This window comes from Diaphorobacter sp. HDW4A, assembly GCF_011305995.1.
Classification (GTDB): Bacteria; Pseudomonadota; Gammaproteobacteria; order Burkholderiales; family Burkholderiaceae_C; genus Diaphorobacter_A.
Genome location: NZ_CP049911.1, coordinates 182,377 through 206,634, shown reverse-complemented (window position 1 = coordinate 206,634; position 24,258 = coordinate 182,377). Strand labels below are relative to the sequence as shown.

Sequence of the window (24,258 nt, the reverse complement as noted above, 5' to 3'; positions counted from 1 at the left end):
CCCTATTCCTTCTTCTCAATAATGTCTTCAGGATGCGGATCCGATGCAGGAGCAGCACCAGGAACTGAAGCCTCCGGAGCACCTGAAGTGGGGCCCTGGCCATCAGCCGGTGGAATGCTTGTGCGCATCGCAGACAAGTCCGTCATATCCGATGGATTGGAGTCCGGGACGGATCGCTTGACGGCCTGCGGATTTGCATAGTCCGGCACGCTTTTCTTGTCACGCTGGGCCTGGTTCAGATGCCACGTCACGGTGCGAGGAATATTTCCCTCGTAACTGAGGAAATGGGTCACCCATGGACGGCCTTCACGTATGGCCAGCCCCACTTCATATGTCACTTGCTTCTGGTACTTCTGCGTACCCGAGGACGCGGTGATGAGCGTGCCTGTCACGAAGACACGGGATGTCTCGCCTTCCCACTGCAATGAGTTGGGCTGGAAGGAAATAGTCGCGCCGGATGATTTGAACTGAGGATCTTCAATAATCGACAGCATTTGCCTACGAAAATCCGTGTAGATCTTCGGGTCCATGAACTGCGAAACCGAATCCAGGACCAGCGAGGAGCTTTTTGGCTGAATATTGCCAACCAATGTGGCTATATAAAGACCAAAGCTCTTCAAATATTCTTTATCAGCTGATTTCCAAGCAATCTCTGCGCGCCTATCCAATGCAGGCGGCACAAGAACAACGCGTTCGCGCTGCCCACTTACTGCAAAAATAGCGCAGGTCAATCCCACAGCCATAATAATGTTCGACATGAGCATGGCCTTTGTAAAGGCCTGCAGCTGACTCATGCTGCGCAATGCATCCTTGAAATTCATTTGGCAATTTCCCGTACTGAGCCGTTGTCAAACTTCTTATTCAAGGCCATAACACCAGACCACCAAACCATGTGGAACAGGACACCAGCCATGTGATTGGATTTGAACCGACCAAACAGCTTCACAAAGATCAGGGTTGCCACGAGCCCCAGCAACAGCTGATCCCACATGAACATAACCACAAATATGATCAACGCAGGGAAGAACTCATCGACTTCCCAGAAGAACACCTGCATTTGATCATCCACGTAATTCGGGATTGGCATTTCTGTCATTTTCCAACCTTCACCATCACAATGGCACTAGTTTCTTGCCCATATTTACTACCACCCATCACCACGTTTGCTGTATTGAGCCCCTGGCTTTTCAGCTTCACGGATAAATCGCGCCATACGTCAACCATCTGATTGACGTTTTTTTCATTCATCTCGTCGTTATTCAGAAATTCGACATAGAAGCGATCTGTTGTCTTGGCCTTGAATTTCTCAAGCGCCAGCTGCCCAGCCACACTGAGTCCCGCCTTGGAAACCCCGAATGAATAGACCTCAACCTTTGTGTTGAACGTAAGTAGGCGGTCACCTTGAGCATCACCCGCTAGCCGTTCGCCAGGGCGCTGCAACTTACTTTTCTTCAGGTCAACACCTGAGACCCAGATCACCATTTCCTCGGGATTCAACTCATTCATGTTCATCACATCTGTGATGACATATTCTTTGTGAGTCTCGGTTGCAGCTACGCCGTGAATGACTGTGACATCGCGTTGCGCCACCACAATATTTTTCTTGGGCTGAGGAACATCAATATAAATAGGAGCGCACCCTGTGCAAGCGAGTGCAATTCCAACGGTCAGTAACACAGCCCTATTCACGACGTTCATTCCTTATCGCTTGCATCAAAGCGGTAGAAGGATAGTACGAGGCTCGAAACAAAAAAAAGGGGTCGAAAAGAGCTGAATTTCTTCGCTTTTCGACCCTTTGTGTGATTTTTTCTACATCACACTTCGGCTGTTCCTACATGCCGCGTCACTGGATAGGGATTGCCTGCTCGCTCACAGCTCCCAAATCCGTTTCAACTGTCAACTTGAGATTTTTAAGGCGTCCGGTAGAAACCCATGCCTTGTTTATCAGGAAAGACTTTGACGTGGATTTTTGGGCTACCCCATCAAGCTCATACGTCCACAATGTTTGCTTGATGAAGCCGACAGCCACTGTGCAATCTGCAGTGAGCAGGTTCCCGCTTGTGGAAGGTGTTTGCTTGATGTTGCATTCCGGTGCTGGGGGGATCTTGACATCAACATCCATACTGGTTTCACCGTAGTTTCCGGCCTTGGTTATTGTTCTGACGACCAATCCGTATTTACCCGGATCCTTGAATGCAATATACGTGCCGCTGCCAGTGAACTCGCCCACCTTTTCTGCGTTGACCATCATTTCATTGCGAAGGAATGAATCACCGCGTGGAACCTCAAGCAATTTCAAGCCCACGTAATATGAGCCGGGGGCAAAAACCTCCTCTCCATACTTCGAGGTCAAAGTCATTTGCGCCTTCACTGAGGCAGGCGGCAAGATCGTGAACTCTTCCGAAGAAATGTTCACGGCATTGCCTCGGGTGTCGGCTACTTGCACCGCGACCTGGAAGGTTCCGTGCTTGTTGACCGTCAGCGTCCCCGCGACATCCGTGCTGGATGTACCGGTTCGGGTGATTCCGTCTGGAAGAGACCAGGTGTAGGTGAGCTGCTCACCGTTGAGGCTCTTGATATCAAAATTCGGTGTTTCAACGCTGTACTTGACCGTTGCGGGCACGTCGGTTTGCTGAGGGATCAGCTTGATCCGCCACTCAACTGGCCAGGTGTAGTCCCATGTACGCACAGAGAGTGTGGAAACCGATGTCTCCTCTGGGTACCCATCAACATAGGTGTAGAAGGAGAGCAGCTTGTCATCTTTCCTTGGCGTGAATTCCAGATCCACGCCGTCAACGCGCGAGCCATCAGGCAGGATCCAGTAGCCTTTGATGACATACGACTTATCAACTGTCCCCGACACCACGTCATTGATCGTGGCTTTGTACTGGTAGGGCTTTCCTGTCTCCACATAGGTAGGACCCTGCAGCGACGCACGAGCAGCGAGCGGGTTCACCGCTTTGACACCTGTCGTTTTCTTCACCTCTGCTGCTGGGTTGTCTGGCGCACTGGCCGACTTTCCAACTACCTCCAGCGAGTACGACTTCAGCTCGGTTGGCGTGAACGTGAACGTCTTACCCGTCCCGGTTAGCTTCTCAGGGTTAGCCAGCCCCGTGGTCGTGATCAGTTTCCATGCATAGGTGGCCTCGTAGTTCTCCGGTGCCTCGACACTGAGCGTTACGGGTCGATTGACCTGCACGACTGATGGAGCCTTGATGGTGAAGGTTGGTACATCAAAAGCGGTCAGCGTAAGCGGGTCCGTTTTGTAGACGGCACCCGAGTACTTGTTCGTGAGAACAGCACGATAGGTCGCATTGCCAACGTCTTTCACGGTCGCCGTGTAGTTCAGCCCCGTTTGCACATCGGTATCGTTGCGCATCACGACTTCCCACTGGTCAGCCCCCGTCTGCCTCTCCCAAGTCACCGCCTGAATATTTGCAAGCAACTTGCTGTCGTTGACGGAGGTAGAGATCGTCTGGACGAATGGAGCCTTGCCACTCATTGCTCTCGCGGACAACTTGGCCTCGATCATGTCGCCCACGGCGGTGATCAAAGATCGACTTTTGGACACAACAGAACTGTTGGAGACCAGCCCGCTTGTATCGATCATCTTTGCCTCAGCCACCACGTATCTGGTGCCAGCCGATAAGCGCCCCAGGTTGACCGTGAAGCTACCGTTTTGCTCGACCATGACAGGAGCGGACAGCACATTGCCAGTCTTGTCTTCTTTGATGCTGACTTGCCATTTGCCCATCGCCTCCCAATCGAAAACGATGTTCTGGCCTCTGGATACACCAACTATTCCGTGCAACACGGTATCGGCTTTGTCATGCGAGGTGAAGGTGCGTTCAAAGTCCACAATGGGCGTGCTTGGGACGCCGATGAAATCAAGATTGACTTCAGACTTGAATTCCGGCGCGCGTTGGTACCACGACTCGACCTTAACTGGGTAGCGCTCCCATGGATCGTAGGCTTGCATGGCCAGCGAGACATTGCTATCCGTGAGTGAGCTATTCGTCTCCTTTGTGGTGCCATCCGGATAGGACACGCGTGTGGTCACGTCACGATACGGAGAGCGCACTTTCACAATGCCCAAGCTGCGGGCTTGGACCTTGTCCACCAATGCGAACTCATTGTTCGGATACTGGCTCTGGTTCTGCGCGTAGAACGCATCCAGGGACTTGTCATTCACGAACGACAGGTTGATGAGCGCCGGTTCAACACCCTTGAGAGTCAGCTGCGACGCAGGTGTCTTGGCTGGATAAAAAGCTGTTTGTCGCGTTGCCGGGTCCGTGTACACGACGCCCGCTGTGTAGCTCACCGTATTGTCCCCAACAGACGCGAGCGAGCCCCTTAGTGCATTGGATGCATAGGGGTTGTACTTCATCCCCTCGGGCAAGTCGCCAAAGCGAACGGCACAGTTCACCGCCGCTGTCTGCGAGAGCGTGTAGCCTGGGCGGATCATCGTCAGCGAAGAGCAAAGATCCTTAGTACTGGGATCGAGCTTGGCCTGAATATCGATATCCTCAACCTTGATCGCAGCGGAGTCCTTCGAGCTGCTGACCAGCACCTTCGAAGCTGGATCCCACCTTTCAGCGGTAAACACGATGTTCGGGGCATCAGGCAAATTGATCCACAGCTTGACGCTCTTGCTGACCTGAGAGGTTCCAGCGTCCTTCACATTCACCGTGTAGACGCCTGAGCTCGTTGCCTGTCGCGTCACATCGAGCTTGCCGCCTGCAACAACTGGGGCACCATTGATCGAAAGGTCCTCGGCATTGCCCGACTCCACAACCATCGACAGCGAGGTGGTGTCCAACGTCTTGTTGGTGAGCGGATTAATGGGGGCCATCTTGACCGCAACCCCAGGGAAGTCATCCACCAGCGGAAGGGACACAGGAACCCCAAGGGTCGGACGCTGGTAAGCGAATGGAACACTCTTCTCGATCTGGGTGCCATAGGAGGGCAGCACCGCCTTGATGGTGAAATTGCCGTCGCGCAGTGCTGGATACCCAGTTGCCACAAACGAGGTGCCGACCCGTGCCATCTTCAGCGGCACAACAGTACCATCCTGCTGGATGAGCTGGAAAGGACTCTCCCCTTCTGCAATAACGAAGCGGGGTTGAGCGTTACCGAGGGCTGGGCCTAAAGACACAGTTCCGCTCTTGCTCATCATGACTCGCGCGTCCTGGACACTGTATGTGCCAGGTGGGAGCGATGCCATGAATACCTGTGCAATAAAGCCAGCATTTACCATGGAATACTGGCTTTGATTGAAGTTCTCCGGCAGGTAGTCCACCACGACATCTGGCCTTGCTTCAGTGCGCTGCACCGGGACCCTGAAATACTGGCCAGTGCTTTCGTTGTGAAGGATCACGTAGCCAGAAACGGAATCGCTTGGTCGATCGCCAGTCTCCGGATCGAAGGCGTATCCCCTGATAGTCAGTACGCCGTTCGATGCGATGGTCGGCTCCGCACCACAGATCTGCGAACCATTGACCTCGCAGAGGCCCGCAACAAGCGCAGCCTGCGCGCCAGACATGCCCGACAGCATGACCGCGACCGCAACTGCAATTTCACTTTTACTCAGTGCAAATTTCATGGCATTCCCCGTCCATCACCCTTGAGTTTGTTTAGCTGCTTTCACAGCCTTCATCTGCTGCGATCGAAGCGTGGTGGCGACCTTTCGCGCGTAGACCAGACGCTTTGAATCGGACGCTGCGTTGTAGGCCCCTACCGCATTCCAAGTCAGGCCATAGCGAGCAATGTTTTGCGCCAGCACCCAAGCTCCGATGTTTGTGTTGACGCAGGGCTCAAGCAGCGTTTCTTCTGTGATGCCGTACTGCTCCAGCGTCTTGAGCCACCAACTGTTGATCTGCATGTGCCCGATGTCGTAGCTCCCATTGGTGTTGTAGTTGCGGGCATTTGGATCACCACGCGACTCCACCATAGATATCGCCTTGAGCAGCTCAACGGGGACGTGGTATCGCCGCGCCGCTTCGTCAAAGCAGGCGGGGCCTGCCAGGACCGGAAAGCTTGCAAGAGCGGCTGTAGCAAAAGCGATGCGCGCAACAAGGGCTAAGAACCATTGACTCATGGCCCTTGATACTACGTAGCCGCCCCATGAAAGGAGGTGCTGAAAAGCGCTAGAAATCTTCGCCTTTCAGGCTTTTGTGATTCCGCTCTTGATTCGCACAAAAGCACGTGCTCCCCCTGGCCTTCCGAGCCGTGCTTGACTGCAAGGGAACTGTGCAGCTCTTGCTTGTGCATCGCAATTGCAATACAATTTGCTTCATGAAATCCGCCACTATTCCACCGGTTCGCGTAGAGCCAGCATTTCGCCAGGAAATGGAGCAAGCATTGGGCCCCAATGAAAACCTTGCATCGCTGGTAGAGACAGCAGTCCGAAATGAAGTCTCGCGCAGGCAAGCCCAAGCGGAATTCGTCCGTCGTGGACTGGCATCGATCCAAAAGACGGTCGCAACGGGCACAGGTATTCCTGCCCACGTTGTGATTGAGAAGCTTCAGGCCAAGCTTGCAGCTGCCAAGAAGAACGCATGAATCGGTACCAGGTGCTCTTCAGCACGGATGCAGCGGAAGACTTGGAGCGTTTGTTTGACCACATCCTGGAGCGTGAGCTGGCCAGCCCCTCGGGAGATCTAGACATACCTGCGCGTGCAATGGAGGCAATTGAGCAAGCCTGCAGCTTTTTACAGCACAGCCCGTTCAGTTGCCGAAAGGCAGGAAGCGACCCATTCCTACGAGAATTGATCATCAGCTTTGGCGGTTCTGGATACGTGGCCTTATTCGAAATCCATGACTCCTCAACCGTGATCATCGGAGCCATAAGGCACCAGCTCGAAAGTGACTTCCACTGAACAACGAAGAACCTTACGGATCAAGCAATATGGCCAACATCAAGTATTTCAGCGACGTGACAGGTGAGGCAGTGCAACTCAAAGCCCCCTATGGCATGCCAAACGAAGAGTTCGCTGCACGATGGCCTGGCATAAAGGGTCTGCGGTACGACGGATACAGCATGCGGGTTGGCTACCCCACGTCGGGCACCAGCGGCGTGATGCCAGTGACCCGCATGATTGAGTACAAGTCGCAGCCTTCACTTCACGAATGCAATGCCAAGTGCTTGGACGGCAAACACAATGGCAAGTGCGAATGCCGCTGCGGGGGCAAGAACCACGGTTTTGGTATGTTCTCAGGCTTGCTGAAAGCCGCGTGAGTCCCTCGGCCCTGATTTGAATCCCTGGCAGCTGGCCTGCCATCTGGACAGCCTCAGAGGCGCTTTTGCATGTTCGACATCCACATCCACCACGCGAAGGATCCGGCAGCAATAGCGACTGGCGCGATGATGATGCTGATGAAGACCGGCATGAAGATCCACAACAGCATCAGCATCGATATCAGCTTCACCATCTCAAGACCTGCTTTGTGGCGTACCGGAGACTGAGAAGTGAACGAGGCTTTTGAAATCTCGCGCTGGTAGAAGCCATCAGTGAAAGCTGCCAGCATGCATGGCAGCGCAAAGGCGAGCCACAGGATGAGCATACCCATTCGGTAGAGAATCACGTGGGCCCAGATGGTGACGGCATAAACCCGGTGAACCATCCATTGATCGATTGCTGGCTTGCCGACAAAACTCTCTGTCTTTTCCAGGTAGTTTCCAGCCTCAGCGTTGACTGTCTCCAGCCACCGGAAAATGCGATCAAGAATCCACTGATCGGTATCTTCTCCCAGCCAGCTGACAATCTGGGCCTGTTCCTTGGCCCGCACAGCTTCGAATGTCTGCTCTGGCACCAGGGCTGCGATCAGCAGGCTTCCGAACAGCACGATGATGAGGATGATGGAGGCAAACGAGTGCTTGCCATCCGATGATTTTTTCGATGCCATGGCTACACCAGAATGGGGATCTTGCCCTTTAGCGTCTTGCCGCCCGAGAGGCGCGCAAAGAAGTGCAGAGGAGGCAACTCACTCAACACCCCAGGCGGAATCAGGTCGGCCTCTTCTTTTGTTGCCTGCTCTTGATACGAAGCAGAGTATTGGTCGTGCATGTCGGCATCGATGTTGTGGCCATATCGAACCGCCATCGCTTGAGCCTTGATCTTGGGGATTCCGTCTGCAATGTACTGCTGGGTTTCCGAATCCTGAATGCGCAGAGCAATCTTGTTGTTCGTGTTGGCCAGCACCTGTCGCGCTTTGTTCTCGTCTCCAAGACGAGACGCAAAATCGGCGAACGTCTGTGTCGCGATGAACATTCGAAAGCCTGCCCCGCGCCCTTTGTTGAGCAGCTGGATGGTTGGCTGGTTGATAACCTCGGCGGCCTCGTCAACGAAGACGTTGATGGATTTCTTCTCGTCGACACCGTAGTTGTATCGATCCCCTGCCACAGCGGTCATATCAGCCAACATGACCGATCCGATCGCACTACCTACGGTCGCGTCCGCAAGCGAGTCAAGCCCCATGTAGCACACCATGTTGTTGCGGATGACACGCGACATATCGGTGACCACCTTGTCGTGGCCAGGCTCAAGGTCCGGCGAGAGCAAGTCCGTCAACGGCTCAGAGGTGAGCATCGAAAGAATTGGGATCAGTGACGCCACCATCTTCTGAAAGTGATCCCGGTTGTGCTCGAAGGTGGAGATCAGGCCCTGCAGGTCCACGTTCTCTGCCTCGTGAATCACGACTTCTTTGTAGAAATCGATGTAGCCGTCGAGCAGCGAGCCTTTGGCCTTCTTGACGTATGAAGCAACCTTCGTCTCCCAATTCGGCACGCATTTGACGAAATGAACGCGCAAGGCCTTCACCAAGAGATCGTCGGGCCCGCCTTCGATGTATCGACGTAGTTGCACCAGGTTCGGTCGGCGTCCGGTGGCAATGAGCCCGCTCACGATATCGTTGAGCACCTTCCAACCGAATGCCGTGAACGGGTCAGCGCCGGTTTCCGATGGGATCAGCGCGGCAATACGCGATGCCAGCTCCGTTTTCCGGTTCCAGTTGCGCATTGGATCAATGCATGCTGATTTGTCTGGGTGAGCCGGGTTGAAGTAGATGAACTTCTCCGGGGCTCCCATGGCCTCGCAAACACGTCGCGCGTTGTCAGCAAGCCCTTGGTCACCCTTGGGGTCGATGATGATGACTGGCTCCCCGCGAAGGATGGCCTGTGCAATGAGCAGGTCGAATAGTCGCGTCTTTCCAACGCCTGTGGACCCCACGATGAGGGTATGCCCCTCCAGGAGCATCAGCTGCGCGCTGATGTCCTCTTCTTTAGAGAGACCATGCAGCCAATAGCTACCTTGCCCGTTCAGTGCCTTCTTGCCCAACACATTGGCAACACCCGCGCCAATGAGTGCATGCATCCGATTGGCTTCCAAATCTGTCCAGTGAAAGCCCTGTCCTAGCCATACCTCGCCCTTGCTCGCAAATTTCGGCGCGAGTTTTTGCAACTGGGGAATCGTGATGAACTCGACCTTCCCTGGCATTGAGCGAGACTTGTCCGAAGCTCGATCCCAGGCCTTGTACATGCGCCAGGACCCCATGAGAGTGCAAGCTGAACCTGCGACGGCAGCAAAGGATGTGGGCAGTGGCATGTACAAGGGCGACGTAAAGCTGACTGCCATCGCTCCGTACCATGCTGCAGACTGCCATCCCTCATAGATTGGACGCCAGGGGTTGTCAAAATCAAAGAGCTCATTCGGCACGATTCGTCCCCGGTGATCACTCTAAGTTCTCGGCCTTCTCCAGCACTGCGTGAGCAGGTGAAGTAGGAAGAGAAAAGAGCTTCGTGACTTCTTCTGTGATTGTCTCCACAGAGATCTCTCGAAGGGTTGCTTCGCTGTCATCCTTGGGGATCAGCTGCGTTGCCAGCAGCCGCTTAATTTTCTCGTAGCGTGGATGGAGTGGAGAGATCAGAACGCGCTCCAGATCCTCTCCCCCACAGCGTTTCGAGTTCGTGCGCCAAGTCGTGACGTATTTCGCCGGGAAACGAGTAGCGAGTAAGCGTGCGTCTCCACTTGGCAAGATAAATACCATGACGTAGCCACCGTCCGTGGGGGATGCGTCATTTACCCTTAGACAAACCCCATCAGGTCCACCGTCGTACAGCCACACACGCAACTCCTATTCATTCGTTGCGTTGAAGAATAGCAACCGCACTACAGAGAAGACCTGCTCAAAAGTTGCTGTTTTGCGTGCTTTTCGGCGTTTTTTGAAAATTGGTTAACGAAATTGGGTCTTCTCGATTGATTTCAAAAAGCAGCTTTGTCGTATCAGACAATCAGATACTTATTGATGTCCTCGCCACGTGCTTCGACCTCGCGCACCCAGCGTGGCTTACGCCCTGGACCACCCGACCACACCTCGCCCTGCTCGTTTCTGTACTTGGGGGGGCGATCCTTCTTGAGTGGGCGCGCTCGCGATACTTGAACCCAGCGCGCTTCAGGGAACAGATCAGCAGGCTTCAGACCAAATTCGTTAATTTGCGCCCGAATAGAAGCTACGACTTCTGCAATTTTTTCCTTGCGTGCATCCTCCTGCTGAGCCTCCAATTGCAGCAATTTCTTTTTCAATTCGGAAATTTGAACATCCAGGTCGTCTTCATGCGCCATGTATATTGCACTTTCTAATTTTGGGCCCGCCAATTCTAATTGCACAAAGTATTAGCACAGATTGGAAAAATTGTCATATACAGCGACATTTGGCAATTGGTTTTTGCAATTACTTATTGCACGTCAATTGGAGTGGCAATCATGCCACCCACATCCACCCCGCATGTAAGATTACTGTAAGTATGTGATCAAACGGACACAAAACCGTTAAACGTGCGTTTTTCTGGCACTTTTCGCCACCCCTTGAGCTTGTAGCGCTTCCTAAAATGGGCCGTTTGTTGGCCGTCCGCGCAGCGGGATAGTTGTGAGCATATCGATTGCAAATTTGGTTACAGCCCAATGGAGCACTCATCAGGGTTACACCTTCCAACATGATTGGTAGACGAAATCTCTGTTTTCGTTGTTTTGCCTACCAATTCTATTGACATCGGGATCCTAGGGATCCACAATGCGAAAAACTGACTCTGGGATTGCCTACCATGGATGCTCGCTCGACATACGCTCACACCGACAACCTGAAGTACCGTCTTCGCCAGGCATGTCAGCTGCTGGGGGTTACAGACAACACTTTGCGCACCTATGCCGACAACGCAGGCATTCAGATCAAACGCGCGAACGAGAGCAATCCAAGGGCTGTCGCATCCCGAGTTTTCGAGCCCGACACCCTGTTCCAGCTGGCCCAGTGGCGTAGAGCGCAGGGGTGGTCCAAGGCTCCCGCAGGTCAAGGTCCCGTCATCATTGTGGTTGATGTCGTCAAGGGCGGCACAGGCAAGACAACGACAGCTGTGGAAACTGCCGTTCACCTGCAATTCATGGGTCTGCGCGTGTTGGCCATTGACCTTGATGTCCAGGCAAACCTGACGCAAGCATTTGGCTACGAGGCAGACATTCTTGATGATGAAATCGCCTCGTATGGCGTCACTCAAGAGGCTGTCATCAACAGCACCATCGATAACCTGGTGACGCCGTTTCTGCAGACGAGCACGCGTCCCAGCCCGAGCGCGTCTGACAACAGCAAGATTGAAGGCCTGATCAAGAAACCTTTTGGCGAAGCTGGTCCGCATCTGATCGGTGCGAACATCGACCTGGCCAACATGGAAACGCACATTGCGAACTCAAAGGGTCCACGCGAAATGTGTTTGCGTAACCTTTTCGATGCTGCCACAAGAGGCGAGATCTCTTCTCTGCCGCTGAGCAACTACGACGTCGTGATTCTCGATTGCCCTCCAAACGTCAGCTTCACCAGCACAGCTGCACTTGGCGCAGCGGATCTTGTGATCGCTCCCGTTCGAATGGACGCCTTTGCCATCAAGGGCCTCATCCGCCTTATGGGGGAGATTGAGTCTATCGATGCCACGTACAAGGTGCGCCCTGAACTGGTGATCCTGCCAACGCACTATGCACCGCAGATCGCTCGCATAGGCCGCATGCAAGCCAAGATCAACCAATACAAGGATCTGCTTGCACCCAACGTGATCTCTGCATCAGAAGACTTCCCAAAGAGCCTTGATCAATACCTCCCACTGTCATTGCAACGCCCCAGCTGCACCGCAACCAGTGAATACCGCATGTTTGCTGAATTTATCCAAGGCAAGGTTCTTTCTATTTCAGCGAAGAAGGGTAAGTGATAAATGAGAACCCGCAAATTGAACCCAGCGGGCGCGACTCAGGAGCAACCGAGTCAGACCCCAGCACCGACTGCCGCCCCAAAGCGTCCTGATGGTCCTCCTCTGCCCTTGCGCGATTTCAAGAACGTCAGTCGTGCACCGGCAGTCAAAGTCGAGGCCTCCGCCACTGGTACTGATGCGCCAGACGAGACCGTGCATATCACTGACACATCGTCGGCGCAGGAGGTAGTGTCCCAGCAATCGCAGGAGAGCGGACTTTCGCAGCCACTGACAGCTGGCGCTCCCGTCCAGAACGATAGTCCGTCCGATCGCTCCTACTTGCAGCTCGATGCAAGGTTGATTGATCAAAATGCGCACCCACCCCGCCTCACATATATAGATGATGCTATAAAAGAGATAGCAGACTCCATTAGCAAGAATGGCCAGCGCGACGCCATTCATGTGATTCCTCACCCGAAGAAACCGGGGCGTTACATCATTGGAGACGGCTGGACCCGCGTGTTGGCGATCCGCTCTTATGGAATCAACAATGGAACCGTGTTAGCGGCGGTTCACAAGAACCTCACTGAGAGTGAGGCTTCCTGGCTTGGCATGCTTCAAAACGATGAACGCAGCCAGCTCACGGACTTTGATAGAGGTATGTACTTTGCGAATTGGCTCGACGATGGCATGACCATTGATGACATCGCCAATCGCGTAAAAATGTCTCGCACACGTGTTGGCGAATTCGTGGTCATTCGCAATCTTCCCATGGAGATCAAAGAGCATGCACGCAGAACTCCAAAAAAGATGTCTGCGAGTGTTTTTGCAATTATTTCCTCAATTCTGAATAAATCTTCAGAAGATAAGGCAATTGCGATTTGCAATAAATACATTGCTGGCGACCATACTCATGCCTGGTTGCGCAAACAAGCTAGCGAGATTTCTGAAAATTCTCGCAAAAAATCTGCTAATTCTGTTCAGTACCAGCGGCGTTATGGTCAGGGTCACTATCGCCAGCGGGCAAGCGGCCAGGTTGAGCTGAATGTGGTCATCCCAGACACCAGCCTTGTCACTCAATTTAATGCTGATCTTGAGGAGCTTCTCAAAAAGTATCTTCCACAAGAGACCGCTGATGCCAACGGCACTGCAGAGGGCCCTGACACAGACAGCGAATCGACTGGAAGCACCTCAGAGTAGCAACCACACTCATGATGCAAGTCTTCCAACATCACACAGCGCGAGTTCCACAACGGCACTCGCGCTGCTGCATTGGAGATAACACACATATACCAAGCCAAGGTATATGTGTGTCATTTCAGCGGGCCACCGCATCCTGTCAACAGGATGGATGCCTCTTGGTGGAAACCAAGCCAGCTGGCCAGACCATGTCCTGGCCTCCGTCCTGTCAACAGGATGGCCTCCCCCGGCGCAGATTGCATCCTGTTGACAGGATGACAGTCGCTGATTCCGATTTCATCCTGTCAACAGGATGGATGGTACCCAGTGGTGCTCATGCCAGCCGGGAGGTACGCCATGGGGCGGCCTCCGTCCTGTCAACAGGATGGGCTCGACCGAATCCTGCCCCATCCTGTCAACAGGATGGAGTAGAGGCTCGAAACTATCCTGTTGACAGGACGTACCGGGAATCAATCTCCCTCCAGATAATTCTTGATATCAGACCAACCAAGGGTTCATCCTGCCAACAGGATGACTCCCCTAATAAGGCTGGCTCAGATATCACTGAATTCTTGCCGCATAGCGATGCTGTCATCCTGTCGACAGGACGGTCCGTACCAATTTTCCCGTCGTCCTGGCAACAGGATGATTTCATTCTGAGCCGTCATCCTGTCAACAGGATGAATCAGCTTTGCCCCTTGCTCATCCTGACAACAGGATGGAGGTGCAACCGGCCATATGTTCATTACGGATGGAAGCCCCACTCCGGTGATGGGCCTCCACCACCACGAAGTCGCCTGAGACAACACCCCCAAACCCCGCCTAGAGCGGGGTTTGGTGTTTCTGGGACATCAGATTTTGAGGTTTTGCCATGACATAGCGATTGACCAATAAAAAACCCCGGCAGCGTGAACTACCGGGGTTCTCAGCACCTTTTGACGGTGCGGGAGGCCTGCGTAACATCCGACGCCAATCGGACACGGGCTAGAGAGAAGTCCAAATGTTATGCAGAACTTTCCGTCTCGTCAAGGAATTCGTGTTCCTTTTTGGAGACTGCGATGGGTATTCCTGCGCCATCATTTCCCTACCCCATAACACTGGCATGTACATCATTGCCACACCTAGAATCTTTTGCAGATTTGCCTGATGGGTTCATTCGAATCGTCTCGCGTATCATTCAGAAGATCAACTTGAAGAACCCCTTCTCTGAAATTTTCGCAACGAGATCCACAATAGCCAATGAGTCTGGAAAATCACTGGACACAGTGCATCGCGCTGTGAAATGGCTAGAAGATCACGGAATGATTGAGAGAGAACGCAAAGCCAAAATTGGATATCGTGGATCCAAGTCGCCGCTCATTCCTACCCAGAAATTTCTACACTCTCTAAATCTTGTAGATGAAAATGGAAATAGTCGAGAGTTTCCAAAGTTTTCTACAAAAACTGATTTTTCGGATGCCAACAAGAAATCAGCTCCTGGCGCTAATGTAGCTCCTACAGAGAAGAAAAATCGGCTTTTCAAACGCTTCGGGAATGTGAGCTTACCCATCGACCTGAGCTGGTTGTGCGAGAGGGGAGGGCTGACCCCTTATGGTGTTCTAGGCCTCATGAAGCTGGCCAGGAGTGTCAAGCAAACACTCTCAGAAGTCGTGCACGCCTCAATGAAGTACCTAGATGGGCTGACGAAGAACGAGCTGTACGCGTACATCACTAAACTCTTGCAATCCGGCAGAGATTTCAAGAATTTGTCCGAAATTTCAAAAGAAAACGATAAAAATAGAGAAATTTCAGAATATTTGAAAGAAAAACAGAAAATTTTCTTTGGAAAGAAGTTCATCAGCCAAAGTACCAGGACCATCTATGAGTTCACCGAGGACAGCGTGAAGTGCCATTACCCAGATGGCGCCAGTAAAACGATGGTGCTTGAAATGGGCCTGCTCGAAGCTATTCAACAGGGCAAGCTACGACCTTATGTCTCTCAACCGAAATCATGTGGTCCAAATGCAGCTTCGGTATCTACGAAGAATTCAATCCTTCGGAAAACATTCTTGGAAAGCCTCTTCAACATAAAGCCGAAGGTGCCCCTTGCCTCGTAATCGCGGCCAGCGGGAATGCGTCATCATGTGTGGGAAATGCAGCTTCGGTATCTACGAAGGATTCAATCCTTCGGAAAACATTCTGCGAAGCCTTCCAGAAATCGACTGGTGAAAACTCGATGCAGGCCAGACACGAACATCCTGTCGACAGGACAACTAGGTCGTTCATTGAAGAACCAACAGAACTCCGAGCGGGCAGATGCTGCTGTGTAGCGCATCGACAGTATTACGACTCAAGTCGAAAGTCATGATTTGATGCCTCAATCCAGAGTCGCTCAAGAGCGAGCTACCAGGATGGAGGACGAGTTAGCCTTTGCAGGAGACTTGATCAAGGAGACGCACAAGCAGCTTCAGACGAACCTTCACCAGGTTGAAGCATTGGAGGTGAGCCTGGCTTAGGCGATTGCGTAGCGCGAGCAAGTAGCTCTGGCCTGGCCAGGGCACGAGGTCAAAGAGAGGTGATCAAATCTCAACATGAGCGATGAAGAGATTTAACACAAAACGACTAGCAAGACACAGTAGAGCCACAGAGGGTACACAAGGGGTCTTGTAATTAGTGGTGGCGTCAGAAGGTCTACTGTGGGTACACTGAGGGTATTGTGCAAGCTGTTGTGGCCGATATGAATCACTAAAGTGTGACTAGAGAGCCACACTGGAGCCTCTCGAAATTCTGGTGATCTCTTGGCCAACGCAAACTGGAATTCTTGCGACGGACTACTTCGATCGCATCACCACAGGGAGCCCACGAACAGCGTCATCCCAGTGGACGGGGCGCTGCTCGTTTTGCGCGAGCCTGGTGACATAGCTGGGAGTGATGCTCCATCGCACTGCGAGATCACGGTAGCTCCAACCCTTGCTCTTCACCAGAACTTTGAACTCGTCTGGCGTCAGCGGGGGGGGCGTCGGAAGACTAGGTTTGTTGCGAGACATCTTGGCTGTACTAAATTATTTGTCGAGGTTGCACTATAGGAAACATTTCTATAGTGTCAAAACGAGGTCTACTGGTGGTCATTCTAAGCAAGAATCGTTGGTAGACAATGGTCTATGACGCAAATAAGAATTGTAAAAAGTACGGATAGAGAGAAAAATAAATTGACCTAGAGTGCAAATTTGCACTACTATCGCCACATCACCACAACACATTGAAGTGAAGGAAGGAGTTGGGCATGGCTACCTCTTGGAAATCGCGGGCTGCAGACAAGAATGATCCAGATGTTAAAAAGAAGGATCTCTACGGTGTCAACCCACTGATCGTTGAAGAAGAGGAGGGATTCAATCTCCGCGATTACGACGATCCAGAAGTCATCGAGCACATCGAATCCTTGTGCCAATCCTATATGGCTGGCTCGTATGTACCTCCTCCGATCGCACGTGTGGATGACGATGGCCGAGTGGTTGTGATTGAAGGCCACTGCCGCATTCGCGCCATCAAAATGGCGATCGAGCGCGGGAAAAATATCCCCTTCATTGATGTTCTTCCATTTCGTGGCAACGACGCAGAGCGTGTTCAGGTGATGCTGCGCAGCGCTCAGGGTTTGAGCCTGAAGCCACTGAAGATCGCCATCGGCTATCTGCGTCTGCGCCGTATGGGCCACGAGGTTGCAGAGATCGCCAAGAGCATGGGTAAATCCACGGCCCACGTCGAGCAGATGCTCGTGCTGGCCAATGCCAACTCAGACGTGCATGCCCTTGTCAGCAGTGGCGCAGTGAACGCCTATGCAGCGATCGAAGTAGTGCGTAAGCACGGCGAAAAGGCGGGCGCTGTCCTGCAGGATCTGATCAACGGTAATGAGGGCAAAGCCAAGAAGGTCGTGACTCGTAGCGACGTGAATGAGTGGATCCCGCCTCGCAAGATCATCGGAAACATCTACAAGTCTGTTGATGGCTTTGTGGACACCTTCGACAAGAATGTCCGAGTCCGTCTCGCTGAGCTGGAGAAGCTCGACGTGGAGGAATTGCGTAACAAGACCATCGAGGTGGATGCAGCGTCCCTGCTGGAGATCTTCCGATCCTGGAGCAAGGCTGATGAAGCCAAGAAGTCCAAGCTGGAAGCAGGCCTCAAGCGCAAGGAGAAGGCCTCTCAGATGGATCTGGCAGGCACCGAAGAGGGGGATGAGGAAAAGTGAATGGAGGGCCTTTGAAATGAATGAAAAAACTCACGGCCTCCACATGTCTGTGGATGGCCAGCTGGAGCGGATGAGGTATCCCGAGGACTACGAGGACTTCTTGACGCGCAATGGTGAATCTGTGCCTCCTGATGAGGCGAGAGCATGGCTGCTGATGAACAAGGCCTGTGGCCGCAAAGTTATTCCGATGAGCAGCTCATGCGGGCACCCGTGCGACAACGCGGCGTATGGCTGCAAGGGGTTTGACTACAGCGGGAAGGGGTGCAGCGGGTACTATGACTCGCTCAAATCTCGAAACGCAGCTATCGGTACGGAAGACTGAGTTGGTCATCACCCCGCGTTCCAGCGCCTCTGCTGTCAGCAGGTGGAGATGCGCAACTTCAACGCACAGCGGTCCATTAGGACCGTTTTTTTTGGGCTGTACATCTGAGCATTTTCAAGCCATTTAGTAAAGTAACAAAATTTGCTATCATGATGTAGCAGATTTTGATGTTTATAAAGAGATTCCAATGATAATTCGTCCCATTAATGCAGACCATCTCTATCCTGGGGTTGAAGACTTTGAACTTGATAGACAAATGGAGCGGGACAAAAGGAATTTTGAGTCCACGGAAAATTGGATTTACCTCGGCGCGGACATCAGAGACATTTTCTATTCGAAAGTTGGGATAACAACAGGCAATCTGCAATCTAGGTCTTACAGTTCAGCAATGCCGAATTATTACTTGTTTTGTGCTTTTAAAGCGGAAATTCCGACATCCAAAGCTCGACTTGAATTAGTTGAGAATGATATTCTTGCTAACCTTGATAACCAATTTGGTCAACAGTTCAGAATGTGCCATGCGGAGTCGGGTACGCTGTCAGAGTGCTACTATGGCGTTGAATTTAAATATATTTTTCAGGCTGTGCATCAAATAATCTATTATCGTCACCCCAATGCTTTTACCAGGATTCTATGTGAAGATGATTACGGAAATGCAATTGGTTCGAGAGTTAGGTGTGAATTCAATGAAGTAGTGGTGAAGAATAAAAAATACTGGGAATCTCTGATTCTTCAAGCCGATTAAAAACAATGAAAATCCTTGGCGTCGATTTCGTGAATCCCCCGGTACGCTCTCTACTATGGGTGGCGGGCGTGGGGGTGGCTACTGCACTTTTCTCTTCAGCTCTCGCTGATATGGACCTCATCTCCAAAACCGGGGCCCTGTGGTTCGTTGTGGGGGCCATGGGCGGAAGTTTCACCAGTGTCGTTGGCGTCAACTTGCGCGAACATGGGTGGAGAGGCTGGGTGCTGTTTTTTACCTTCATGGGACTTATCCTGAGCGCCACATACCTCTATCTCACCAGTTGAAGAGAGATCCAAGGCCGAGACTCGCGAGTTATCTGAGATGTCGATTTAGAGGATAGGCCGAAGGCGGCGCAGACAAGCGGTGTCCGCAGAAGTAAGAGTCTGTTCGCGGCAACTGGTCGAGTTCCTGCGAGTCAATTTGAGAACCTGATCAAGAACATTTGAAAAGCACTTGATTTCGAAGCTTTTCAAGGAAAAGAGAATTTATGTGATGACAAGGTATGGCTTCAATGCCAAACTTTTCAGAACACATTAAATTTTACTTTCCTGCTCTATATGTTCTATCCATCTAAAACGACGCTGATTGTTGCAGGCGTTTGGGCATCCTTGCTCTTGCCAGGTTGGGCGCTTCCCATTGAGCCCATGTTATCCAATACTGGGGGAAGGTTCCTGAAAGCCGTAGCGTCGGAGCTGGAGCCCGCTGTTGGAAATTTTGAAGTGGCTTTTTCCCCAAATGAAGGTGCTGAACAGTTGGTGGTACGGGTGATCGACTCCACAAAGCTTGATTTGCGAGTTCTCGCCTATTCGTTCACCAGTGCACGAGTGACTCAGGCCATACTACGAGCTCAAAAGAGAGGCGTTAAGATCTACATGGTGGCAGACGAGCAAAATAATCTCAGCAGTACAGCATCACCGAAGGCTAGAGCTGCACTCTCCGCTCTTGTGACTGCTGGCGCGAATGTTCGTGTCACCTCGGCCTATCCAATTCACCATGACAAGGTGATCATCGCTGACGGCCAAACAGTCCAGACTGGCAGCTACAACTACTCAGAAGCTGCAGCCTCGAAAAATAGTGAGAATGTGTTCGTCAACTGGAACAACCCTAGGCTTGCGCAGCTGTACGCGAAACACTTCGAACGAAACTGGTCCACGGCCAAGAAATTCGAACCGTCTTTCTAGGAATAAATTGAACTCATGGAGGATTGAAGAGTCCAAAACAACACCTGGTTGTGTCAGAAAGACATTTCTAACCCATAATAGTGTTTCTTTGATGAAATTGGAGTTCTACCAAATGACTGTTAGCCTGAAGGAACTGCTTGCGCAGAAGGTTGCACTTGAAGCGCGAATCGATGAACAGCGCAAAATTGAACACAGCGGGGCTGTGCAGAAGGTACGTCAACTCGTATCCGAATATGGGCTGACTCAGGACGATATCTTTGGCCGCACCCGTGGTTCCAAGGCCGGTACTGGAGAGACCCGTACTGTCCCACCAAAATACCGCGATCCTGCAACGGGACAGACATGGACAGGTCGCGGCAAAGCCCCAAAGTGGATCGAGGGCCAGGACCGCGAAAAGTTCGCTATCTGATCCTGGACTTCCCAAAGAAAAACAGTGCAAATTTGCACTGTTTTTTTTTCGCCCTAACTATAATGACACATCGCAACCAGTTTCCAAGTTGGACAGGAATCTATTCATCTTCTCCTGTCTTGTAGAGGAAAACGTCAGATATCGGTGGGGGGCTCAACGCTGATACTCACCGAAGCCGGAGTTGTCACATGGATGCTGTCTTGGATTTTCAGTCATTAAACACGGCACTCACTAATTGCATGGCCGCACATCCGCCCGTGGCTCCTGAATTCAGGATGCATCCGGATGCGCATGCAATGTCCGATCCCTGGGCAACGATGGTCATCCTTCGCCATGAGTCCCTGCCGCTTCACGAAATCAAGCAGCCGGTGCTGGAGGCAATTGAGCGCTGGAAGTAGCCAGGCCATCTGCTGAGCTCGAATCGGGTCCGTCGTAGTGGCCAGAGAGATGTAGTTCTCAATCGCCTGCCTTTTCTGTCTTAGGGTCCTTCGCTTTGTCGATCATCTTTTGAAGCCACTGCGAGCCGCCGAGTCTGTAGAACTTGGCCTTTTGCTCTGCTGCACCAGAGACAGTCCATGTGACAACAGGTTCTTTGTACTTCATCTTTCGTCCCCCACCAGGCGCGCGTTTTCGAGGGGATGGTGGAATTGAATCATTCATGGCTGACATTGTACTTATTTGTTAATAAAAGAATAACACTGTCGCATGGTTGGGATTGGCTTGCTTTCACTATTTATTTATTAAAAAATAGAGCCTGTAAAGGACAAATTCATGACCTACGAAGAGTTCAAAGCAGCCTATGTGGAAGCGTTCACAGAGATGCAAAAGTACACGGTTGACCAGGTTGGATCCGGCCACTTCGCACAGAAGTTGGCCGACCTTTCGGATGCATATCCTGACTTCGAAAACAGTCTGTTCGACGAACCCAGCCCCTGAAGATGCGAGCTGTATGAAACAACAGGTATTAAAGGTTGAATATGCTAAAAGTTGAGGCCTTCGCCATCGCCAGTTCGTTGATGCCGTGTCCCTTCTGCGGTGTGCATCTAACAGCTTCGGTTAGGGGGAATGGTGACAAAGCCCCGAACCCTAAAGCCAGCTGCAAGACCGATGGCTGCTATGGGGGGCGGATGCCTGTCCTTTGCCTTGATATCCCCGAGGATGTCGAAGCCTGGAATCGTCGCGCTGGTCCCGCGTTGTGATCGCATTGCATAGTTCTTGAAGGTCACAACCGGCCAAGAAATCCCATTTAGGAAACGCAACATGACCGAATTTTCACGAGAGCCGCGTTACGTGGTCTTCAAAGCGGCAGATCTACAGGCGGTAGGGCTGACCGAGGCAGAGCTGGATCTTCTCAAAGCCCTAAACGCGAAGATCGATCGCTATCGTCAGGACGCGGGCAAGAGCTATCTGGAATGCGTGGTTGTCGAGCAGGACTGGCCCGAGTACGAGCCTACTTTGAGGGCCATCGAGCAGCGGGTCCGCGCTGAAAGCAATTCAGCATCGGCCTGAGGTAGCTCGACTATCCCTCTGGACGATTAGCGCCAGCAAAACACACGATGTAGGGTTCGCCTGAAGTTCCAGCCCCATCAGACCCCGGTGCAGCGACTTCATCGATTCAAGACGCACGCAGGCAATAAGTATGAACAAAAGCCGCTTTTTTCGGCATCCAGGGATTCTTCCAAGTGTAGCCAGTAACCTGATATCCCACGTGTTTCAGGCCGATGGCAGGGCGTTTTCAGTCAATGACCTGCTCGCATGGAGCGACCCTATTCCCCGGGAATCAGTTGCAGAAGAGATCCGAGCCCAGTTCGTGACTCGTACACGCAACTCAGCCGAGAAACTATGGGTTTTGCCTGCGTGCATCAGCTTGGAGCCAGGTTGGCGCGATGTCGTTCACGGTGATGACAAGGAGCGGTTGCTAGCCTTTGTCGCAAGCCTGTCCTCCCCACAAGACTTTGTGAAACTCACCATGCGTGAGATCAAGGAGGGGTTGAAGCTGCCTCTTTTGCGTGTACTTAGGATTCTTGCCCGCCTGGAAGCCATCTATTGGGTGCCAGGGCCGCGCGCAATGCGAGTTGAGGAGTTGGTGGCCTGGGATCCGCAGCAACGCGTGGAGGTATCCGCACAGAAGCGGCAGGAGCTATTGGAGCTGGCTAATCAGCCTTGGGTTCAGGCGCTGGCCTGGGACGATATCCGGTTTCCATCGATCGATGAGCGGGGTATGGGCGCATGGTTGGTCGACCAGTCACGCAAGAAAGAACTTTCCTTACGACAACTGGATCTGTGCGATCGCATGTTGATTGCTGGCAAGTCGAATTGGGGTACTGAGCTGGAAGAGGTGGCAAGGGCAGGGCTGGCGCTGGCCGAGCGCCAGCCAGGCTCCTTGGAAAAAGCCAGTCTGTGGACTCAAGCCTTCACGCTCCGTTACGGAGGCCTGGAGGGGAAGACTCTGCAGGAGGTCGGCGATCTGGTATCACTCACCCGTGAGCGGGTCAGGCAGATCACCGAGCGATGCTTCGATGCCATTCACGCTTCAAGTGCTGCCATGCCCGCTTTGGATCGCGTCCTTTCGGCGTCTTCTCGCATCGCGCCATCGAGCTTGCCGGAATGCAATATTCAGCTCGCAGACTTCCTGGGAGAGGGGCAGGGCATCAAGGCCGCGATTGATTTTGCCCTCGCTCTGGGTAAGTCGCCGGGAGTGCTGGTGGCCAAACATCGGATTTCCACGTTATCCGGGTACGAGCTGATTCCCTGCGTTGTCAAAGCCTCCGAGCCCTCGGGCTGGCTCCAAGTGGCGCTTTCAATAGCAAGGCAAGAAATCTTGACCGTTGGGTGTACCAATTTCGTGCGGGTCGCTGGCCTTGTGGCAGAGCAGACGGGTGAGGTGAAGGATATGGAAGCGTTGCGCCAGGTTCTTCAAGAAGCCCCTGGATTTGAGCGCATTGGGGGCACCGATGGCTGGTTCACCCTCGTGGATGGGGAGAGTAGTGCCCTGGCAGCAAGGATTCGGAAACTGATGTCAGTTGCCACCTCGACTGTCAACATCGATGTCATCGTCACGATGCTTGTCACCGATGACCAGTGGTTGTACCGAGATGTGGAGAAGTCTAGAGCGGTACCCCCAAGTCATGTGCTCGCGGGGCTGCTCAAACGTTGGGATTGGCTGGAAAGCGATAAGCACAACAAGTTTCGATCGCGGACCGTGATTGACCAGAAGAGCGTCTTGTCTGATACCGAGCTGGCCGTGGTCAGGGTGATTGAGAACCATGGTGGAGTGGCCACGCGGGCTGACATCGCAAAGGTGTTGATCACTGAGCTGGGTGTTTCGAACCCAACGGTGAGCATCTGCTTGGCCAGCTCGCCCACGGTCATCAAAATCGAGCACTCCATCTACGCTACCAATGGCCGGGAGCTGAATGCTCAGGCGCTCATTGAGGCACGAAAGAGGTATGTGTTAGAGGGGCCAAGGGGGGCGGGGCTTGTGCGGGCAGACGTGGACCTGACCAGGCCGTTCACGGTCCAGGTGACGCAGTGCAATACCCCGAAGGAAAGCCGCCACAGAATCGTCTATCTACCCAGAGCTTTTTTGCCAAGTGCTACTGGCGTCTTCAACCACGCCGGTAGCGCGCATGGCCATATCAATATCTCCAGCACCGGCCAGATATCGAGAATTGCGGCAGTGGCCGATGCCATCGGGGTCGGGCTCGGAGAGCGTTTCGAGCTGGAGCTGGATCTGACCAAACGCACCTATGGTGTTAACGCCAAGAAGCAAAGTACGCTGCTTGACGATACATCTGAGGCGCATGTTTCATAACGTCTATCTGGACGGGTAGGATAGGAAAGAATACAGGGGGCGCTATGGTTGAGACGCTGCAGGAAGCAATGCTTGCCTGGATGAGGGACCGTTCGGAGCACGTATCTCGCGACTTTCTGAGGTACGTCAGACCCATCTATGGGACAGATAAGAGCGCCAA

At 52.6% G+C, this 24,258-nt stretch carries 26 protein-coding genes; 16 read left to right on the top strand and 10 right to left on the bottom strand.

The genetic code is table 11. The annotated features are described in order from the left end of the window. Positions 1–2: 2 nt before the first annotated feature. The 5 genes from G7047_RS30475 to G7047_RS30455 form a co-directional block, all read right to left on the bottom strand. Positions 3–821 carry a TraE/TraK family type IV conjugative transfer system protein gene (locus G7047_RS30475; RefSeq protein ID WP_166312445.1) on the bottom strand — a complete coding sequence of 273 codons (819 nt, stop codon included), beginning with the start codon at positions 819–821 and terminating at the stop codon, positions 3–5. After that, positions 818–1,096 (bottom strand): type IV conjugative transfer system protein TraL, encoded by a 279-nt coding sequence (gene traL / locus G7047_RS30470; protein ID WP_166312444.1) that lies wholly within the window; start codon positions 1,094–1,096, stop codon positions 818–820. Before traL ends, G7047_RS30475 begins: the two co-directional genes overlap by 4 nt. Continuing rightward, positions 1,093–1,698, bottom strand: a complete 606-nt coding sequence (locus G7047_RS30465; RefSeq protein ID WP_166312443.1) for a hypothetical protein — start codon at positions 1,696–1,698, stop codon at positions 1,093–1,095. Before G7047_RS30465 ends, traL begins: the two co-directional genes overlap by 4 nt. Positions 1,699–1,843: 145 nt before the next feature. Further along, positions 1,844–5,602 (bottom strand): PKD domain-containing protein, encoded by a 3,759-nt coding sequence (locus G7047_RS31305; RefSeq protein WP_240939617.1) that lies wholly within the window; start codon positions 5,600–5,602, stop codon positions 1,844–1,846. Between the two features lie 15 nt (positions 5,603–5,617). After that, entirely contained in the window at positions 5,618–6,097 is a 480-nt protein-coding gene (locus G7047_RS30455) for a lytic transglycosylase domain-containing protein (protein ID WP_166312442.1), read from the bottom strand. 197 nt (positions 6,098–6,294) lie between these two features. On the opposite strand from G7047_RS30455, the gene G7047_RS30450 reads away from it, so the two are divergent. Genes G7047_RS30450 through G7047_RS30440 form a run of 3 tightly spaced genes read left to right on the top strand, consistent with a single transcriptional unit; the run spans position 6,295 to position 7,237 of the window. Next, entirely contained in the window at positions 6,295–6,561 is a 267-nt protein-coding gene (locus tag G7047_RS30450) for a YlcI/YnfO family protein (protein ID WP_166312441.1), read from the top strand. After that, complete coding sequence (locus G7047_RS30445) at positions 6,558–6,878, top strand: type II toxin-antitoxin system RelE/ParE family toxin (RefSeq protein ID WP_166312440.1); 321 nt, start codon at positions 6,558–6,560, stop codon at positions 6,876–6,878. The genes G7047_RS30450 and G7047_RS30445 overlap by 4 nt, the downstream gene beginning before the upstream one ends. 29 nt (positions 6,879–6,907) lie before the next feature. Continuing rightward, positions 6,908–7,237: a hypothetical protein gene (locus G7047_RS30440; RefSeq protein ID WP_166312439.1), complete on the top strand. Its 330-nt coding sequence runs from the start codon at positions 6,908–6,910 to the stop codon at positions 7,235–7,237. A 53-nt stretch (positions 7,238–7,290) separates the two neighbouring features. On the opposite strand, the gene G7047_RS30435 is transcribed toward G7047_RS30440, so the two are convergent. The 4 genes from G7047_RS30435 to G7047_RS30420 form a co-directional block, all read right to left on the bottom strand. Beyond that, positions 7,291–7,905 (bottom strand): DUF4400 domain-containing protein, encoded by a 615-nt coding sequence (locus G7047_RS30435; RefSeq protein WP_166312438.1) that lies wholly within the window; start codon positions 7,903–7,905, stop codon positions 7,291–7,293. Positions 7,906–7,907: 2 nt separating this feature from the next. Further along, positions 7,908–9,536 (bottom strand): conjugative transfer system coupling protein TraD, encoded by a 1,629-nt coding sequence (traD, locus tag G7047_RS30430; RefSeq protein ID WP_240939616.1) that lies wholly within the window; start codon positions 9,534–9,536, stop codon positions 7,908–7,910. Between the two features lie 193 nt (positions 9,537–9,729). Continuing rightward, positions 9,730–10,122 (bottom strand): hypothetical protein, encoded by a 393-nt coding sequence (locus G7047_RS30425; protein WP_166312436.1) that lies wholly within the window; start codon positions 10,120–10,122, stop codon positions 9,730–9,732. A 158-nt stretch (positions 10,123–10,280) separates the two neighbouring features. Continuing rightward, positions 10,281–10,619: an H-NS family nucleoid-associated regulatory protein gene (locus G7047_RS30420; protein WP_166312435.1), complete on the bottom strand. Its 339-nt coding sequence runs from the start codon at positions 10,617–10,619 to the stop codon at positions 10,281–10,283. A gap of 479 nt (positions 10,620–11,098) precedes the next feature. Between G7047_RS30420 and G7047_RS30415 the strand changes: the two genes are divergently transcribed. From G7047_RS30415 to G7047_RS30370, 10 genes are all read left to right on the top strand, one after another. Further along, positions 11,099–12,247, top strand: a complete 1,149-nt coding sequence (locus G7047_RS30415; protein WP_205904875.1) for an AAA family ATPase — start codon at positions 11,099–11,101, stop codon at positions 12,245–12,247. Between the two features lie 3 nt (positions 12,248–12,250). Beyond that, the gene (locus G7047_RS30410) at positions 12,251–13,426 is read left to right on the top strand and encodes a ParB/RepB/Spo0J family partition protein (protein ID WP_166312434.1); all 1,176 of its coding nucleotides are present in this window, start codon (positions 12,251–12,253) and stop codon (positions 13,424–13,426) included. 1,037 nt (positions 13,427–14,463) lie between these two features. Next, entirely contained in the window at positions 14,464–15,501 is a 1,038-nt protein-coding gene (locus G7047_RS30405; RefSeq protein WP_166312433.1) for a replication/maintenance protein RepL, read from the top strand. A gap of 1,166 nt (positions 15,502–16,667) precedes the next feature. Continuing rightward, entirely contained in the window at positions 16,668–17,627 is a 960-nt protein-coding gene (locus G7047_RS30400; protein WP_166312432.1) for a ParB/RepB/Spo0J family partition protein, read from the top strand. Between the two features lie 16 nt (positions 17,628–17,643). Further along, positions 17,644–17,949 carry a hypothetical protein gene (locus G7047_RS30395; RefSeq protein WP_166312431.1) on the top strand — a complete coding sequence of 102 codons (306 nt, stop codon included), beginning with the start codon at positions 17,644–17,646 and terminating at the stop codon, positions 17,947–17,949. 187 nt (positions 17,950–18,136) lie between these two features. Continuing rightward, positions 18,137–18,694: a hypothetical protein gene (locus G7047_RS30390; RefSeq protein ID WP_166312430.1), complete on the top strand. Its 558-nt coding sequence runs from the start codon at positions 18,137–18,139 to the stop codon at positions 18,692–18,694. A gap of 5 nt (positions 18,695–18,699) precedes the next feature. Then, positions 18,700–18,978 (top strand): hypothetical protein, encoded by a 279-nt coding sequence (locus tag G7047_RS30385; RefSeq protein WP_166312429.1) that lies wholly within the window; start codon positions 18,700–18,702, stop codon positions 18,976–18,978. A gap of 273 nt (positions 18,979–19,251) precedes the next feature. Further along, complete coding sequence (locus G7047_RS30380) at positions 19,252–19,875, top strand: phospholipase D family protein (RefSeq protein ID WP_166312428.1); 624 nt, start codon at positions 19,252–19,254, stop codon at positions 19,873–19,875. 112 nt (positions 19,876–19,987) lie between these two features. Then, complete coding sequence (locus G7047_RS30375) at positions 19,988–20,284, top strand: H-NS family nucleoid-associated regulatory protein (protein ID WP_166312427.1); 297 nt, start codon at positions 19,988–19,990, stop codon at positions 20,282–20,284. Between the two features lie 188 nt (positions 20,285–20,472). Then, the gene (locus tag G7047_RS30370; RefSeq protein WP_166312426.1) at positions 20,473–20,682 is read left to right on the top strand and encodes a DUF3717 domain-containing protein; all 210 of its coding nucleotides are present in this window, start codon (positions 20,473–20,475) and stop codon (positions 20,680–20,682) included. Positions 20,683–20,740: 58 nt separating this feature from the next. On the opposite strand, the gene G7047_RS30365 is transcribed toward G7047_RS30370, so the two are convergent. Further along, positions 20,741–20,887 (bottom strand): hypothetical protein, encoded by a 147-nt coding sequence (locus G7047_RS30365; protein WP_166312425.1) that lies wholly within the window; start codon positions 20,885–20,887, stop codon positions 20,741–20,743. Between the two features lie 168 nt (positions 20,888–21,055). On the opposite strand from G7047_RS30365, the gene G7047_RS30360 reads away from it, so the two are divergent. The 3 genes from G7047_RS30360 (at position 21,056) to G7047_RS30350 (ending at position 24,098) form a co-directional block, all read left to right on the top strand. Continuing rightward, positions 21,056–21,220, top strand: coding sequence for a hypothetical protein (locus tag G7047_RS30360; protein ID WP_166312424.1), 165 nt, complete (start codon positions 21,056–21,058; stop codon positions 21,218–21,220). Between the two features lie 324 nt (positions 21,221–21,544). Beyond that, positions 21,545–21,793 (top strand): hypothetical protein, encoded by a 249-nt coding sequence (locus tag G7047_RS30355; protein ID WP_166312423.1) that lies wholly within the window; start codon positions 21,545–21,547, stop codon positions 21,791–21,793. Positions 21,794–21,923: 130 nt separating this feature from the next. Next, entirely contained in the window at positions 21,924–24,098 is a 2,175-nt protein-coding gene (locus G7047_RS30350) for a sigma factor-like helix-turn-helix DNA-binding protein (RefSeq protein WP_166312422.1), read from the top strand. The last annotated feature ends 160 nt before the right edge of the window (positions 24,099–24,258 follow it).